The sequence below is a fragment of the uncultured Winogradskyella sp. genome (assembly GCF_947495255.1).
Taxonomy (GTDB): domain Bacteria; phylum Bacteroidota; class Bacteroidia; order Flavobacteriales; family Flavobacteriaceae; genus Winogradskyella.
This window is the reverse complement of sequence record NZ_CANLYI010000012.1, coordinates 32,560-47,156: the sequence shown is the minus strand read 5'-3', so window position 1 is coordinate 47,156 and position 14,597 is coordinate 32,560. Positions and strand designations below refer to the sequence as shown.

General features: G+C 31.0%; 13 protein-coding genes and 1 pseudogene. 11 read left to right on the top strand and 3 right to left on the bottom strand.

What is annotated here, in order from left to right:
- Positions 1 to 54 precede the first annotated feature (54 nt).
- Complete coding sequence (locus Q0807_RS17555; protein WP_299112288.1) at positions 55 to 774, top strand: hypothetical protein; 720 nt, start codon at positions 55 to 57, stop codon at positions 772 to 774.
- Here Q0807_RS17555 and Q0807_RS17550 read toward each other — a convergent pair.
- Positions 751 to 1,455, bottom strand: coding sequence for a methyltransferase domain-containing protein (locus Q0807_RS17550; protein WP_299112286.1), 705 nt, complete (start codon positions 1,453 to 1,455; stop codon positions 751 to 753). The two genes, Q0807_RS17555 and Q0807_RS17550, sit on opposite strands and share 24 nt — an antisense overlap.
- 70 nt (positions 1,456 to 1,525) lie before the next feature.
- On the opposite strand from Q0807_RS17550, the gene Q0807_RS17545 reads away from it, so the two are divergent.
- The 4 genes and pseudogenes from Q0807_RS17545 to Q0807_RS17530 all read left to right on the top strand — a co-directional run bounded on the left by Q0807_RS17545 (position 1,526) and on the right by Q0807_RS17530 (position 4,650).
- Positions 1,526 to 2,020: a YkgJ family cysteine cluster protein gene (locus tag Q0807_RS17545; RefSeq protein ID WP_299112284.1), complete on the top strand. Its 495-nt coding sequence runs from the start codon at positions 1,526 to 1,528 to the stop codon at positions 2,018 to 2,020.
- 53 nt (positions 2,021 to 2,073) lie between these two features.
- Positions 2,074 to 2,976, top strand: coding sequence for a hypothetical protein (locus tag Q0807_RS17540; RefSeq protein ID WP_299112281.1), 903 nt, complete (start codon positions 2,074 to 2,076; stop codon positions 2,974 to 2,976).
- Positions 2,977 to 3,774, top strand: a pseudogene (locus tag Q0807_RS17535) (sterol desaturase family protein); the annotation flags it as partial.
- Positions 3,775 to 3,822: 48 nt separating this feature from the next.
- On the top strand, positions 3,823 to 4,650 hold the full coding sequence (locus Q0807_RS17530; protein ID WP_299112379.1) for a glycerophosphodiester phosphodiesterase family protein: 828 nt from the start codon (positions 3,823 to 3,825) through the stop codon (positions 4,648 to 4,650).
- 309 nt (positions 4,651 to 4,959) lie between these two features.
- On the opposite strand, the gene Q0807_RS17525 is transcribed toward Q0807_RS17530, so the two are convergent.
- Complete coding sequence (locus Q0807_RS17525) at positions 4,960 to 6,249, bottom strand: DUF1343 domain-containing protein (protein ID WP_299112278.1); 1,290 nt, start codon at positions 6,247 to 6,249, stop codon at positions 4,960 to 4,962.
- Positions 6,250 to 6,258: 9 nt separating this feature from the next.
- Between Q0807_RS17525 and Q0807_RS17520 the strand changes: the two genes are divergently transcribed.
- The 3 genes from Q0807_RS17520 (at position 6,259) to Q0807_RS17510 (ending at position 9,895) form a co-directional block, all read left to right on the top strand.
- Positions 6,259 to 7,491 (top strand): ABC transporter permease, encoded by a 1,233-nt coding sequence (locus Q0807_RS17520; RefSeq protein WP_299112276.1) that lies wholly within the window; start codon positions 6,259 to 6,261, stop codon positions 7,489 to 7,491.
- Between the two features lie 208 nt (positions 7,492 to 7,699).
- Positions 7,700 to 8,680 (top strand): PLP-dependent cysteine synthase family protein, encoded by a 981-nt coding sequence (locus Q0807_RS17515; RefSeq protein WP_299112274.1) that lies wholly within the window; start codon positions 7,700 to 7,702, stop codon positions 8,678 to 8,680.
- Between the two features lie 147 nt (positions 8,681 to 8,827).
- Entirely contained in the window at positions 8,828 to 9,895 is a 1,068-nt protein-coding gene (locus Q0807_RS17510; protein WP_299112271.1) for a methyltransferase, read from the top strand.
- A 1-nt stretch (position 9,896) separates the two neighbouring features.
- On the opposite strand, the gene Q0807_RS17505 is transcribed toward Q0807_RS17510, so the two are convergent.
- Positions 9,897 to 11,039 carry an endonuclease/exonuclease/phosphatase family protein gene (locus Q0807_RS17505; RefSeq protein WP_299112269.1) on the bottom strand — a complete coding sequence of 381 codons (1,143 nt, stop codon included), beginning with the start codon at positions 11,037 to 11,039 and terminating at the stop codon, positions 9,897 to 9,899.
- A 124-nt stretch (positions 11,040 to 11,163) separates the two neighbouring features.
- On the opposite strand from Q0807_RS17505, the gene Q0807_RS17500 reads away from it, so the two are divergent.
- From Q0807_RS17500 to Q0807_RS17490, 3 genes are all read left to right on the top strand, one after another.
- Positions 11,164 to 11,355: a DUF2851 family protein gene (locus Q0807_RS17500; RefSeq protein ID WP_299112267.1), complete on the top strand. Its 192-nt coding sequence runs from the start codon at positions 11,164 to 11,166 to the stop codon at positions 11,353 to 11,355.
- A 388-nt stretch (positions 11,356 to 11,743) separates the two neighbouring features.
- Positions 11,744 to 12,871 (top strand): FIST signal transduction protein, encoded by a 1,128-nt coding sequence (locus tag Q0807_RS17495; protein ID WP_299112265.1) that lies wholly within the window; start codon positions 11,744 to 11,746, stop codon positions 12,869 to 12,871.
- Positions 12,865 to 14,595 (top strand): PAS domain-containing hybrid sensor histidine kinase/response regulator, encoded by a 1,731-nt coding sequence (locus Q0807_RS17490; protein ID WP_299112263.1) that lies wholly within the window; start codon positions 12,865 to 12,867, stop codon positions 14,593 to 14,595. Before Q0807_RS17495 ends, Q0807_RS17490 begins: the two co-directional genes overlap by 7 nt.
- Positions 14,596 to 14,597 lie beyond the last annotated feature (2 nt).

Here is a 14,597-nt window from a genome sequence, read left to right as displayed (position 1 = left end):
TATCGTTTTTAATAATGTATGAAAAACATAGTTTTAAGTATATCAATATTCTTCTTGCTAATTACATCTTGTAGAACTAATAAGGGTACAATTAAGTATTATATATTTTCTTGTGAAGAAGGAATTACCGAAGCGATTAAGGATGCTAATTCAGGTAAGTATGAGTTGATTTCGTATGGATTGATTTCTGTAATAAAGACAGATGGATTTAAAGAGTTTTATCGAGAATATTTAGTTGAAAATTATGGAATTATTCTTAGTCTTGGTGGATGTGTTGTTTTGGAAGGTTCAAAATGTTATAGGGAAAAGATTAAAGAGCTCATCTATGAGGAGTATGGGAATGATATCTTTGAGGTAGCTAAATTGGGTGCGATAGATGAATTTAGAAAAACTAAAGAATTTATAAGGGATATTAAACCTGAGATGGATTCAGGTAAAGTATATTGGTCATGGATACTTCATAAACAACCAAGATTTATAATTGAAAATAAAGAAATTGATTTTATAGAATATTTGGGTTTTGCCGATTTTGAAGTCGATCATTATAATAAAAAAAACTATTGCGAAATTTCTTTTATAATTGAAAAGAATGGAGTTATCAGTGATGTTAAATTCAAGAACGCAGAAACTAGAGAGCCAATTATTAATGATGCTTTAATGATTAAGATTAATGGAGTTCATAAATGGGAATCGGGAATTTATTTGGGAGAGGTGGTTCGGTCGTCCGTTTCATTTGATGTGCCAATACGTTTAATTGAAACATATCCTCGCTAAATAATCAAAATGCTCACCATCCATAACTTTTTCACATTGTAACCCAATAGTTAAACAAGCTGTTTTCAAAGTTTCAAAGTCGAGATATAACCATTTCATAGCATCTTCTTTTTCGCCTTTATAAGATAAGAAATAATCTAATTCTCCAGGATAACCATGGTTTAAATCTAACCATTGTCCACCATCTTCGTCCTCATACATATAAGAAATGTCAGAAGAATCAATAAGAATTTGTCCTTCGGGTTTTAATAGCGATTTTAAATGCTTCAAGTTTTGAGCAACCTGAGATAATTCTTGAAAAATTCCAGTGCCATTCATCAATAATAATATGGTATCAAAAGTTTCGGTTTCTTCTAAAAGAGGTTTTAATTGAGTATTAGTAACACCACGTTTCTTAGATACTTCAATAGCACCTTTAGAGTTATCAATGGCTTTTACATTTAAGCCTTTATCTTGTAACCACAACGAGTGACTACCAGAACCACAGCCAACATCTAAAATATTTCCTTTAGATAACTGCAAAGCTTTTTGCTCTAATTTTGGCATTTCAGCATAGTCTCTAAATAAATAAGGAAGTGGTAAAGTGTCTTCATCCGAAATATTAGTAGACGTTATAATATCTATAGAATAGTTTCCGTTCTGGTAATCTAATAATGCTTTTCCAAAAATATCCTTATTCATAGTTTTTGTGCGTTCTATTGATTTCGAGTTTTCTCGAAAATGTATCGAGAACTTTACTTAAATTTGTTTTATGCAAGACCAAATTAATAACCTTCCAAAGCTCGCCAAAGATAAGCATAAGGAGAATAAAACCTTTTTTACTAAGCTAAAAAAGAAACCACCAAAGCAGTTAGACTATATAATGCAAGAATTACACGAAGAAGAGTTTGAACGCACAGATTGCTTAGAGTGTGCTAACTGTTGTAAAACTACAGGACCTTTATTTACAGATAAAGATATTCAGCGTATTGCAAAATCTTTTAAAATGAAAGAGCAGCAATTTATTGAAACGTATTTGCACTTAGATGAAGAGAATGATTATGTATTACAGTCTGTGCCTTGCACATTTTTAGGCTCGGATAATTACTGTTCTATTTATGATGTAAGACCAAAAGCATGCAGAGAATTTCCGCATACAGATAGAAAGAAGTTTCAACAGATTTCTAATTTAACATTGAAAAATGTTGCTATTTGTCCGGCTGCATTCAATATTGTTGAAGAAATGAAAAAACGTATTCAATTCTAGTTTTTAGTATTTAGGAATAATTTTTGATGATAAACCGTTAAAAAAAATCACATATGAGAAAGCTCTTTATAAAAGCAGTATTTATTCTTTTTACAGTAAATGGTTCGTTTGCTCAGGCATGGATGACTAATTTAGAAATTGCACAAAGTTTAGCATCTGTTGAGAATAAAATGATTTTGATGGTTTGGGAGGAAACTACAGAATTTCAATATCCGGTTTTTGTAAATGACGACCAAGGCAATATTGTTTTTGTAAACAACTTATTTGAGGATGAAACAGTAAGTCCTGTTATTTGGAAAAATTTTATACCAGTTATTGTTAGTGAGTATCAATACGCAGATTTATATGAGAAAATTAAGGGTAAAAGAAGTCAGCGCTATATAGACAAGTTTAATGACGATTCTATTAAAATATTAGATGTAAATGGTAACATTTTAAATGTAAATGACACATCTGAAGATTTAGAAAACATTTCTGTAATGATACAGAAGTATGCTCTAAATACAGAATTTATAGCACTAGAGTTAAATGGTTACCGTCAAGAACAAGACTTTTATTCGGCCTATTATTTAGCTTCAAAATACTTAGATTTTTCAATGTATATGAAAGATAATGTGAGAGTTGATATCATTAGGTTGTCAAATATTTATTTAGATGAAACTCAAGCATTTTTAGAATCAGATTCAGAAGAAAATCATTTAGCATTAAAACAACGTGTAGAGCTTTTAAAGATTCAGCAAAGTTTAATTACCAAGCGTCCTAAAAAAGTGCTGAGACAATTAAAACGTATGGATGCTGAGACTGTAGAAACAACCAATCAGTCATTTGTGGCATTTTTGTATTTCACTGCTTATAAGATCTTAGAGGATGAAACTAATGCTGCAGTATGGGAATCTAAGATTTCTTCAGTAAATTTGAAGAAAGCACAAAAGATTATTAACCTAAATATAAACTGATTGGAAAACATCATTAATTACTTCGAAACCATTCCGTCTCTACATAGAAGTCTCAGTTTGGTCGGTGGACTTACTTTTTTTTGGTTGTTAGAAGCTGGTTTTCCTTTATTTAAATTCGATTATAAAAAATGGAAACATGCATGGCCAAATCTGTTTTTTACATTAACAACAATCATTATAAATTTTACGTTAGCATTTTTACTTTTAGGTTCTGCAGATTGGGTAAAAGCAAACGATTTTGGTATTATTAATTGGCTGCCACAGATGCCTTTATGGTTGTATGCTTTGTTAGGTGTTTTTTTACTCGACTTTTTTGGTGCGTATTTGGCGCATTGTGTGGAGCATAAGGTAAAACCACTTTGGATGGTTCATTTAGTTCACCACACAGATCATAAAGTAGATACTACAACAGCCAATAGACATCATCCTGTAGAAAGCTTAATAAGATTTGCTTTTACATTATTAGGCGTTTTTGTTGTTGGCACACCAATCGCTTTAGTAATGTTATACCAAGCAATGTCCTTGGTGTTTACTCAATTTACACATGCTAATATAAAATTACCAAAAGGTTTAGATAAAGCTTTGAGTTATTTTATTATTTCTCCAGATATGCACAAAACGCATCATCATTATAGATTGCCATATACAGATTCTAATTACGGGAACATTTTTAGTGTTTGGGATCGTGTGTTTGGTACTTATATGTACTTGGATCGCGATAAATTGGTTTATGGTGTAGATGTGTTTCCAGATGAAGTAAAAAACAGCGATATTAAACATTTGCTCAAACAACCCTTTCTGCCAATATTGAACATTAATACAATTTGGTTTTTAATACTTTTATGTATGAGCTGTAACAATGAGGTAAAGAAAATTGATATTCAAGGTCATAGAGGTTGTAGAGGTTTATTGCCTGAAAATTCCTTGCCAGCTTTTGAGAAAGCAATAGATTTAGGCGTTAACACTTTGGAGTTAGATATTGTTATATCTAAAGATTACAAGGTGGTCGTTTCTCATGAGCCTTTTATGAATCCGGTGATATGTTTAGATGTCAAAGGAAGTGTTATTCCAGATTCATTACAAACACATTATAATTTATACAAAATGAATTATAATGAAATTAAGCAATTTGATTGTGGTTCTAAAATTCATCCAACGTATCCAAATCAAGAAAAGATAAAAACATACAAACCTTTACTGTCTGAAGTTTTCGACTTGGTTAAGGCAAAGAATTCTGACGTTTTATTTAATATTGAAATAAAATCTGAACGTGAATATTACAATATTTTTACGCCTTTACCTAAAGCGTATGTGGCTTTAGTTTTAGATGAATTAAAGAAGAATGACATGATGAGTCGTGTAAATCTTCAATCTTTTGATTTAGCTATTCTCGAAGAAATAAAAAAGCAAGCGCCAAATATGGAAGTCGCTTTATTGGTTGAAGATAATGAGGATATAGAGGAAAAATTACTAGCATTGTCTTACCAACCAGAAATTATCAGTCCTTATTTTAAATTATTAAATGAAACTTCTGTAAAACAATATCAAGAAGAGGGTTACAAAATTATTCCTTGGACGGTTAATGAAGTTAAAGATATGGATGAGGTAAAATCATGGAATGTCGATGGAATTATTACTGATTATCCTAATCGATTAATTGAAATATTAAAATAGTCGGATTACTCTAAACCGGAAAAAACCTACAGTTCTTCTTGTTTTTATGTAGTTTGTAGAATTTTTAACTGGTAAACCAATAATTCAACTTAAGTTTAAACTGAGGGAAAACTATTTTATTGAATTAACACACGCACATTTACTGTGTCTTTTATTATCATGTATAAAAATATAATCCGCATTTTCCTCGTCGCAATACTAACGTACTTATTAGGATACACATTACATCATCACCAAAATTCTAAGTTAGAAAAAGACACTAACAATACTAAAGAAGAATTAATTGTTGAGACAAATGCTAATAATCTTTCAATTATAGATTAAATACTTACTTCTTACTACTTTAAACGCGTTCAAACCTTCTTGCCAAGTTGCTTTTATGTCACTTTCAGAGAGTCCTGCTTCAATTTGTTGTTGTAATTTCTTTGTGCCAGCATGTGCTGTGAAATTAGAAGTATTAAAAAACTTAGGTTTATCAATGCTATGCTTATAAGCATCCATAATATAATTTAAAGTAAAATGTCTTTCTACTTTTACTTCGGATAAATCGGCTCCATAGCAAATTTCATTTTTGTGCTTAGGATATTTTGCACCAAAATTGGCAATAGGAGTATAACTAAAGATATAGTAATTTTTATCTAAAAATGGCGCACCATAACGTTGAAATTGAAACTCAGTACCTCTTCCAGCATTAATATTTGTGCCTTCAAACAAGCCTAAACTAGGATACAACGTTATTGATTGGTCATTTGGTAAGTTAGGAGAAGGTCTTATAGGTAGGCTATACATAGATTCGTGCGAATAATTATCTACCTCTATAATTGTAATTTTACATACGGTACCGTTATTAAGCCATGCTTCACCGTTTATCATTTTTGCATATTCTCCTAACGTCATACCATGGATTAAAGGAATAGGATGCATACCTAAAAAGTTACTATGTTCTTGTTCTAAAACAGGACCGTCAATATAATTACCGTTAGGATTTGGTCGGTCTAAAATTATTAGAGGAATATTTTGTTCAGCACAAGCTTCCATAACGTAATGTAAAGTTGAAATGTAAGTGTAAAACCGAACACCAACATCTTGAATATCAAAAATCACGATATCTACATCTTCTAACTGTGCTTTTGTAGGTTTTTTATGTTTACCATGTAGCGAATAGATTGGTAAACCTGTTTTGGTATCTACACCATCTTTTACTAATTCGCCAGCATCTGCAGTTCCTCTAAAGCCATGTTCAGGTGCAAACACTTTCTTCACATTAATATTTAAGTGTATTAATGAGTCTACTATATGAGTGTAACTATCACCTTTAAAAATTACTGAAGTCTGATTTGCAACGACAGCTACACGTTTATTTTTTAATAGTGGTAAATAAAGTTGTGTTCTATTAGCGCCAATAATAATCTGTTTTTTTGTTTCTTTTATTGGGTTTTCAATATCAGAAATACCACTTGAAGCAGCTTCTTCATTTAAGTCCTGATATGTTGTTGCGCTAGTTTCTGACTTCACCTTATTTCCACAAGAAATTGTAATGAAGAAAATCCCAATAATTATCGAGAATAAAACTGTATTTTTGACAACCTTTAAAAGCATATATTAAGTTTGAATTTCGAGTTATTTATAGCTAAACGCATAATAGGCAATAAAACGTATAAAAGTAGTGTTTCGGCACCAATTATTAAAATTGGTATCGCAGCAATTGCTATTGGTATCATTGTAATGCTTATTGCTATAGCAACTGGCTTAGGTTTACAGCAAAAAATTAGAGATAAAGTTGTGGCTTTTAATGGCCATATAGATATTACTAATTATGATTCTAATGCTTCAGACGAGTCGCAAGTTCCAATATCTACAGAACAAGATTTTTATCCTAATTTTACTAGTGTACAAGGTATAAAGCATATACAAGGTGTAGCAACAAAATTCGCAATTATTAGAACCGAAACTGATTTTGAAGGTGTGGTTGTAAAAGGTGTTGGTGCAGATTATAATTGGGAATACTTTAAAGAGTTTTTAGTTGAAGGTCAATTACCAGATTATACACAAAAGCGAAATGAAGAAGTTTTAGTTTCAAGTTATTTGGCTAATCGTTTAGGATTTAAAGTAGATGATAAGTTTCAGACTGTTTTTGGAGAGCAATTAGATAAGTTGCCTAGAATTATGAATTTCGAAATTGTAGGAATCTATAATTCAGGTTTTCAAGAGCTCGATGAGAAATTTCTTATCGCTGATTTAAGGCATATACAACGACTTAATAAATGGAAGACTGATCAAGTTGGAAATTTTGAGGTATTTATTGATGATTTTTCTGAAATTGATGAGAAGTCTATAGAGGTTTATAAAGCTATTCCTTCAGATTTAAATGCAACTTCTATCACCAGAAAATATTATACAATTTTTGAGTGGATTAAAATTTTTGATAATAATACCTACGGAATTATTGCCATTATGATTATTGTAGCTGGTATTAACATGATTACCGCTTTATTAGTTTTAATCTTAGAGCGTACAAGTATGATTGGGATTCTAAAAGCACTAGGAAGTTCTAATTGGACGATAAGAAAAGTATTTCTTTATAATGCGTCTTACCTTATTGGATTAGGATTACTTTGGGGAAATCTTATTGGATTGGGATTACTCTTCGCTCAGAAATACTTCAGCCTATTTCCATTAAATCCTGATACCTATTATGTGAGTACAGCACCTGTTTATATCAGCTTAGATTATATTTTACTTCTTAACATTGGGACATTTATTGCTTGTTTATTGATGTTACTAATTCCTTCGGTAATTATATCTAAAATTTCGCCAGTTAAAGCTATTCGGTTTGATTAATAATTAGCTGTGAGCTAATATTCGCTTTACTAAAGGTTAAAGGCAGAAAACATAATAACGTACTTTTAACTTTATTCATTTAACTTTTCACTTATTTTTGCACTTTCGAAAAAACAATTATGAAATGAACCTATGAAAAAGGTTCAATAATTTTAAGGTTATATTAAAGGCGAATGCATTTTACCTTTATAAACAATAATAAATAGAAATGGATTACGCAGAAAATATATTAGGTACAATAGGAAATACACCATTGGTAAAAATGAATAAGCTAGTGGAAGACTTACCTTGTTTGGTACTTGCTAAATACGAAACTTTTAACCCAGGAAATTCAGTAAAAGATCGCATGGCTTTGCAGATGATTGAAGATGCAGAAGCTGACGGAAGATTAAAACCGGGAGGAACTATCATTGAAGGTACATCTGGAAATACCGGAATGGGACTAGCATTAGCAGCCATAGTAAAAGGCTACAAATGTATTTTTGTTATGGCAGATAAACAATCTAAAGAAAAGGTTGATATTATGCGTGCTGTAGGTGCAGAAGTTATTGTTTGCCCAACAGCTGTAGAGCCAACTGACCCAAGAAGTTATTATTCTGTTTCAAAACGTTTAGGTGAAGAAACTCCAAATTCTTGGTACGTTAATCAATACGATAATCCAAGCAATACAAAAGCACATTACGAAAGTACAGGTCCAGAAATCTGGAAACAAACCGATGGTAAAATCACGCATTTTGTAGTAGGTGTTGGTACAGGAGGAACTATTTCTGGCGTTGGAAAGTATTTAAAAGAACAAAATCCAAATATTAAAATTTGGGGAGTGGATACGTATGGTTCTGTATTTAAAAAATATCACGAAACAGGCATTTTTGATGAAGACGAAATCTATCCTTATGTTACAGAAGGTATAGGTGAAGATATTCTTCCTAAAAATGTAGATTTCGATATTATAGATGGGTTTACTAAAGTTACAGATAAAGATGCTTGCGTTTACACACAACGCTTAGCAAAAGAAGAAGGTATGTTTTTAGGAAACTCTGCAGGTTCTGCTATAAAAGGCGTCTTACAATTAAAAGAACATTTTAAGCCAGAGGATGTGGTCGTAGTTTTATTTCATGATCATGGAAGTCGTTATGTAGGTAAAATGTTTAATGATGATTGGATGCGTGAGATGGGTTATATAAATTAATATAATTGTGTTCACTAAGAGTAGTTTAAGTATTCATAAAAACTAAATAAAAAAATCCTGATTTAAATTCAGGATTTTTTTTATTACTTCAAACATATACAAGATCAACAACCAATAGCTTACCTTCGCCAAAAGCAATATAATTCTATGAGTACGGATTTAAAAGTTAATAAACCAGAGCCAATTTTAGTTTCAGAAGAGCTAGTAACATATAGTCGTGGTGCAGATATTAAAGCAACCATAAAAACATTAGAGGCTGGTGATGTTGTATTAATTACAGAGTTTTATAATAACGGTTCTGTACTTTTAAAGGAATTACAGCTGTATCTTAATAAAAAATTGCCTAATAAATCGTTTAAGGAACAGCGAGAATTTAGATCAGTTTATCAAAAATTGTCTAATCTTATTTTAATTGAAATTGAAAATCATCAATTGTTGGTGAAAAAATCACCTTCTATTGGTTGGTTTTCAAAATTATATCCAGATAGTAAAGATTTCCTACTGACTTTACCGCAAGTACAAGGTTTAAATAGTGCTTGGCAATGGTATGAAAACGGAATTATTATCCCAACATTACGTAATAAGATTCATCCTTATTATGGTGTGTATTTCCCAACACGTTTTGAGCATTTAGAATTATTTGATAATTGGTTAAAACGCTATACAGGTCCAAAAAAATCAGCGATTGATGTTGGTATTGGTAGTGGAATCTTAGCATTACAATTGGTGAAACACGGATTTCAAAAAGTGTTTGGAACTGACACAAATCCTAATGCTATTGTAGGTTTAAAAGAATCTATGGGAACAACCAAAATCTCTCGAAAGATTGAATTAGATTTTGGATCGCTTTTTGGTAAGTGGAACAAACCAGCTGAACTTATTGTTTTTAATCCACCTTGGTTACCAGAAACTCGTCAAGCTGAAAACTTAGATGAAGCCATTTATTACAATAAAACGTTGTTTAATGATTTTTTTGAAGCTGCAAAAGAACGCTTGTTGCCAGATGGAAAATTGGTACTTATCTTCTCAAATTTAGCACAAATTACAGGTTTAGCAAATTCGCACCCAATAGAACAAGAAATAGCTAAAGGTGGACGTTTTCAGTTAGAACGTTGTTTTAAGAAAAATGTAAAAAGAGCTTCCGAAAAAACAACACGCGATCTTCATTGGAGACAGACTGAAGAAGTTGAACTTTGGGTACTTGTGCATGTTTAATCTACTCATTCTTAATCTTTTCCAAATAACTTAGGCTAAAGTTAATTTTTAATTCTGTCCACATCGGTAAATGGTCACTGAGTTGAAACGTACGCCATTCTGTTTTGTAATACTCTTTTTGCTCTTTTTCGCTGGCGATTATTGCTTTAAATTTTGCAATAGACTTATTAATAGTTGCTTTCTTTTTAGCATCACTTGTTTTTGCTGCTTTTTCTTGTTGTTTAGTGAGTTTGTTGTTTAGGTTTTCTATCACTACAGATTGGTAATCTTTAAACTGACGTGTGCTAAACACACGATTATAATAGTTGTAGGCACCTGCACTATTGTCTTGATCACCAAAAATAACTTCACCTTTTTTCTCCATAAAAGCAATTTGATCATAATGCTTAGTTTGATACATATTTGATGGACTGTCTTCAATACCTTTAGGAATTATATAACCATGCTTTTTTAAGGCTTTCATTGTTTTGTGCTCAGGACTAAAGATGTTGAAATCACCCAAAAGAATTAGATTTTCGTCATAGCGTTTCGCTCGTTTTTTTATGTTACTAGCAATAGCATCAATTTCTTCAATACGTTGTTTTAATTTTTCGCCAGAGTCGGCACCAAAATAGATATGAGCAGTACATAATTTAAATTTAAACCATCCCGATTGAAAAGCGACTAAATAAGGTGTTCTAGCAAATTGTTTTTCTTCACCAATTAGTTTACTAGGCGTTAAAACTATTTCACCAGCTACCTTTTGAAAAGAAACTCGTTTAGTATCATAAATATAGGCCATACGCTCACCGTTTCCAGAAGTACCTTCCGTAACATCTGTCATTATATAATCCCAATTCTCACCCATTACATACATTAAACGATTGAAGGCATATAGATTTTCATTAACTTCTTGTATGGCAACCAAATCGAAACTCGAAATAATTTCAGACATATAAAAAAAGGCTTCTTTAGTACGTGGTCCATAACCGTATTGGTTAGAATCGAAATCTCTAATATTCCAAGTTGCAATTAAGACATTCTTATTAAATATTTTTTCAGGTATTCTGTTGTCTAAATCTTCTTTTAGACTTGTTAACCGCTTTATAACGCGTGCACGTTCTTTTAGTTCAGGGAAATCGTTTTTAAGAGCAAAGTATCGCATCGTATATTCTTATTTATGGTTGCGTTTACAAGTTAATCATAATATGAATGCGTTGATATACGTAGAACTACGTAAATTTTATGAAAAATCGTAAAAATATAATAGTAATTCTCTGTTTTACAACATGCAAGAGGATTTTCTTCATTACATCTGGAAACATAAAGCCTTCGATTCATATCTGTTAAAAACGACAAAAGGTGAGACAGTTAGTATTATTAATTTAGGGCGGTACGATTATAATGCTAATCACTCTTTTTTTGAGGCTGCAAAACAACGATTATTACCAAAACGAAAGTTGGTGTTTTTTGGTCACTGAGCGAAGTCGAAGTGCTAATCATATAAAATCAAAATCCTAAATAGTATTCAGGATTTTTTTTGTTTTAAAGTTGAGTTATTAAACGAATAAGTTCTAATATGTACTATCTGACTTCTTATACAGCAACGAAATCGAAGCTCCAAATAATTTTAATCATATTGAAAAAAGCTTTTATTATTATCTATTTATAGGCCTACATTTCTTCTTTACTGAATTAGAGTTTTACATTTTATTTCTTAATTAAAAACTAGTTTTCAGTTATTTAACGTTATTGGTTTATTAAAAATAATTTGGAGAATGTAATAATTTTGATATATATTCGTCAAAACGTATTTTTTTAACGATTAAGTGCGTTTTCCAAACCTAAGTAAACTTAAACCAAACGTCTATGAAAGTAGAACAGTTATCCCTAACTGGCGAAACTTGGAGTGGTGACATGGATAGTATTGAGATAAAACCAAATCTCATATTATTATTTGTTTCACTTTTATTTAAACCTAAGAGAGAATTAATATCTGAATTATATAAGCGTTTTCCAGATGCAACTTTAATTGGTTGTTCTACATCTGGAGAAATTTCGGGTAGTAAAGTATCAGATAATACCGTCTCTTTATCTGCAATAGAATTAGAAAAAGTTACTTGTAAATTAGCAACTGTTGATATTATTGACATCGACAAAAGTTATGGCGCAGGTAGTATATTAGCAAAACAATTAGAAGGAGAAGATCTTAAGCATGCTATTGTGTTTAGTGACGGTTCTAACATTAACGGAGCAGATTTAGTTTCTGGTTTAAAGAGCGTTTTCCACAATACAAGTATAACGGGTGGACTATCTGGTTATAATATAGATTCAAAAGAAGCTTTTATAATAGCTAATACAGCAATAGAAAGTAAAAAAATTGTGGGTTTAGGATTTTATGGAAAGGAGCTCAATGTTAGTTATGGCTCTAATGGTGGATGGAATAGTTTTGGTGCAGATCGTTTGGTAAGTAAGTCGAAAAAAAATATTGTATTTGAGTTGGACGGATTGCCAGCGCTAGAGGTTTATAAAAAATTTTTAGGTGATAAAGCCTATGATTTGCCAACCTCTGCTTTATCCTTTCCTTTTAGTATGCGTGTTAATGAATTTGATATACCTGTTGTAAGAACGGTTCGTGCGATAAATGAAGAAAATCAAAGTTTAATTTTTGCGGCCAATGTGCCTAAAGGTTCTTATTTACGTTTAATGAAATCTAACGTAGATAGATTAATAAAAGGAGCTGAAGATTCTGCTAAGAAAGCTGTTGAAGCTATTAATCAAAAACCAGATTTAACTATTTTAGTGAGTTGCATAGGTCGTCGCTTATTATTAAAACAATTAGTAGAAGAAGAAGTAGAAGCTGTTGAAGAAGTACTAGGTATTAACTCAAAAATTACCGGTTTTTATTCTTTTGGAGAAATAGCGCCTTTTGGTGAGTCTTCGCCTTGCGAGCTTCATAACCAGACAATGACTGTCACAACTTTATCAGAATGTTAGAAACTAAAAAACATAGGTTGTTAAGACGTCAAATTCGTAATGCTGGATTTACTGATGCTGAACTAGAAAAATTTCAAGGTTTTTTTAATGTTGTTAATCAGGCATATGAAGATTTTGATGAAGATATAAAACACGTAGAGAATATTCTCGAAAAAAGTTCTAACGAACTTTATAAGGCAAATAAAGCTTTAAAGTCTGAGATTGTTAATGTAGAATCTAAACTAAACACTATTGTAAATAATATAGAAGGTGTCATTTTTAAAACAGACTTTAATGGTGATTTTAAATATCTTAATCATGCGTTCGAAGAGATGTTTGGACTTTCTATAAAAGATTCATTAAATAAAAATTACAAGGACTTTTTTAAAGGCATTAATAAATATCAAGAACAAAAAATAACTAAGGTTTTACATGAAAGTAAACATGACTTCAATACTATATTCGAATTTGTTAAACCTACAGGTGAAAAAATTTGGGTAGAATTAAGGTTAGTACCAACGTATTGTATACAAGGTATGGCAGATGGTGCAATTGGTACTTTAATGGATATAACCAAGCTTAAAGAAACGGAAATTGAGTTAAAACAAGCAAATAAAACTAAGGATGAGTTTTTATCGACAATGTCTCACGAGATAAGAACGCCTTTAAATGCTGTTATTGGGATGTCAGATATTCTGTTAATGGAAGATTTTTTACCATCTCAGTTAGAGAATCTAGAAGTTTTAAAGTATTCTAGCGAACATTTATTAGGCTTAATAAATGATTTACTAAACCTTAATAAATACAAATCTGAAGAAATAGAGATAAAAGAAAAGGACTTTAATTTTATAGAGTTAATTCAGAATATTAAACATCATTTTAAACAAACAACGTTAAGTAAAAATCTAAGTTTTAATGTTGAAATTGAGAGTGCTATACCAGTAATGCTTATAGGTGATCAACTAAAATTATCTCAAGTTTTAAAAAACTTACTTAGTAATGCAATTAAGTTTACGCATAAAGGTGGAATTGTATTTAGAATAGAAAAGGTGAAATCATTAAACGATACTACAGTAGTTAGATTTAATATAATCGATACAGGTATTGGTGTGTCTTATGATAAACAAAAGGATATTTTTAAAAGTTTTGTACAGGCAAACGAAAATACTACTGCTTTGTACGGAGGATCTGGTCTTGGTTTATATATAAGTAAACAATTATTAAAAATTCAGAATAGCGAATTACAGTTAGAGAGTAAAATAGGTGCTGGTTCTAAGTTTTGGTTCGAAATTGAATTTAGACATTCTAAAATGCTAACTACAGAAATAGCGCATAGTAGTGCTAAAACACAACCTATAAATTTAAGAGTACTCTTGGCAGAAGATAATACAATTAATATTTTAGTAATGACTAAACTATTGAGACGATGGAAAGTTGAATACGAAATAGCCAAAAATGGGCAAGAGGTCTTAGATATATATGCTAAAAAAGATTTTGATATTATTTTAATGGATTTGCAAATGCCAGTTTTAGATGGTTATGATACAGCTAAAATTATTAGAAAAATGGATGACACAAGTAAATCTACAATTCCGATTGTGCCATTAACAGCTTTCTCTGAAGTAGAAGTTAGAGAAAAAACCGAACGCTATAAAATGAATGGTTATTTGAGTAAGCCATTTGATGTTAATGAATTACATGAGCTTTTAAAATTCTATAGTCACAAGAGTCAATATGCTATTTGATT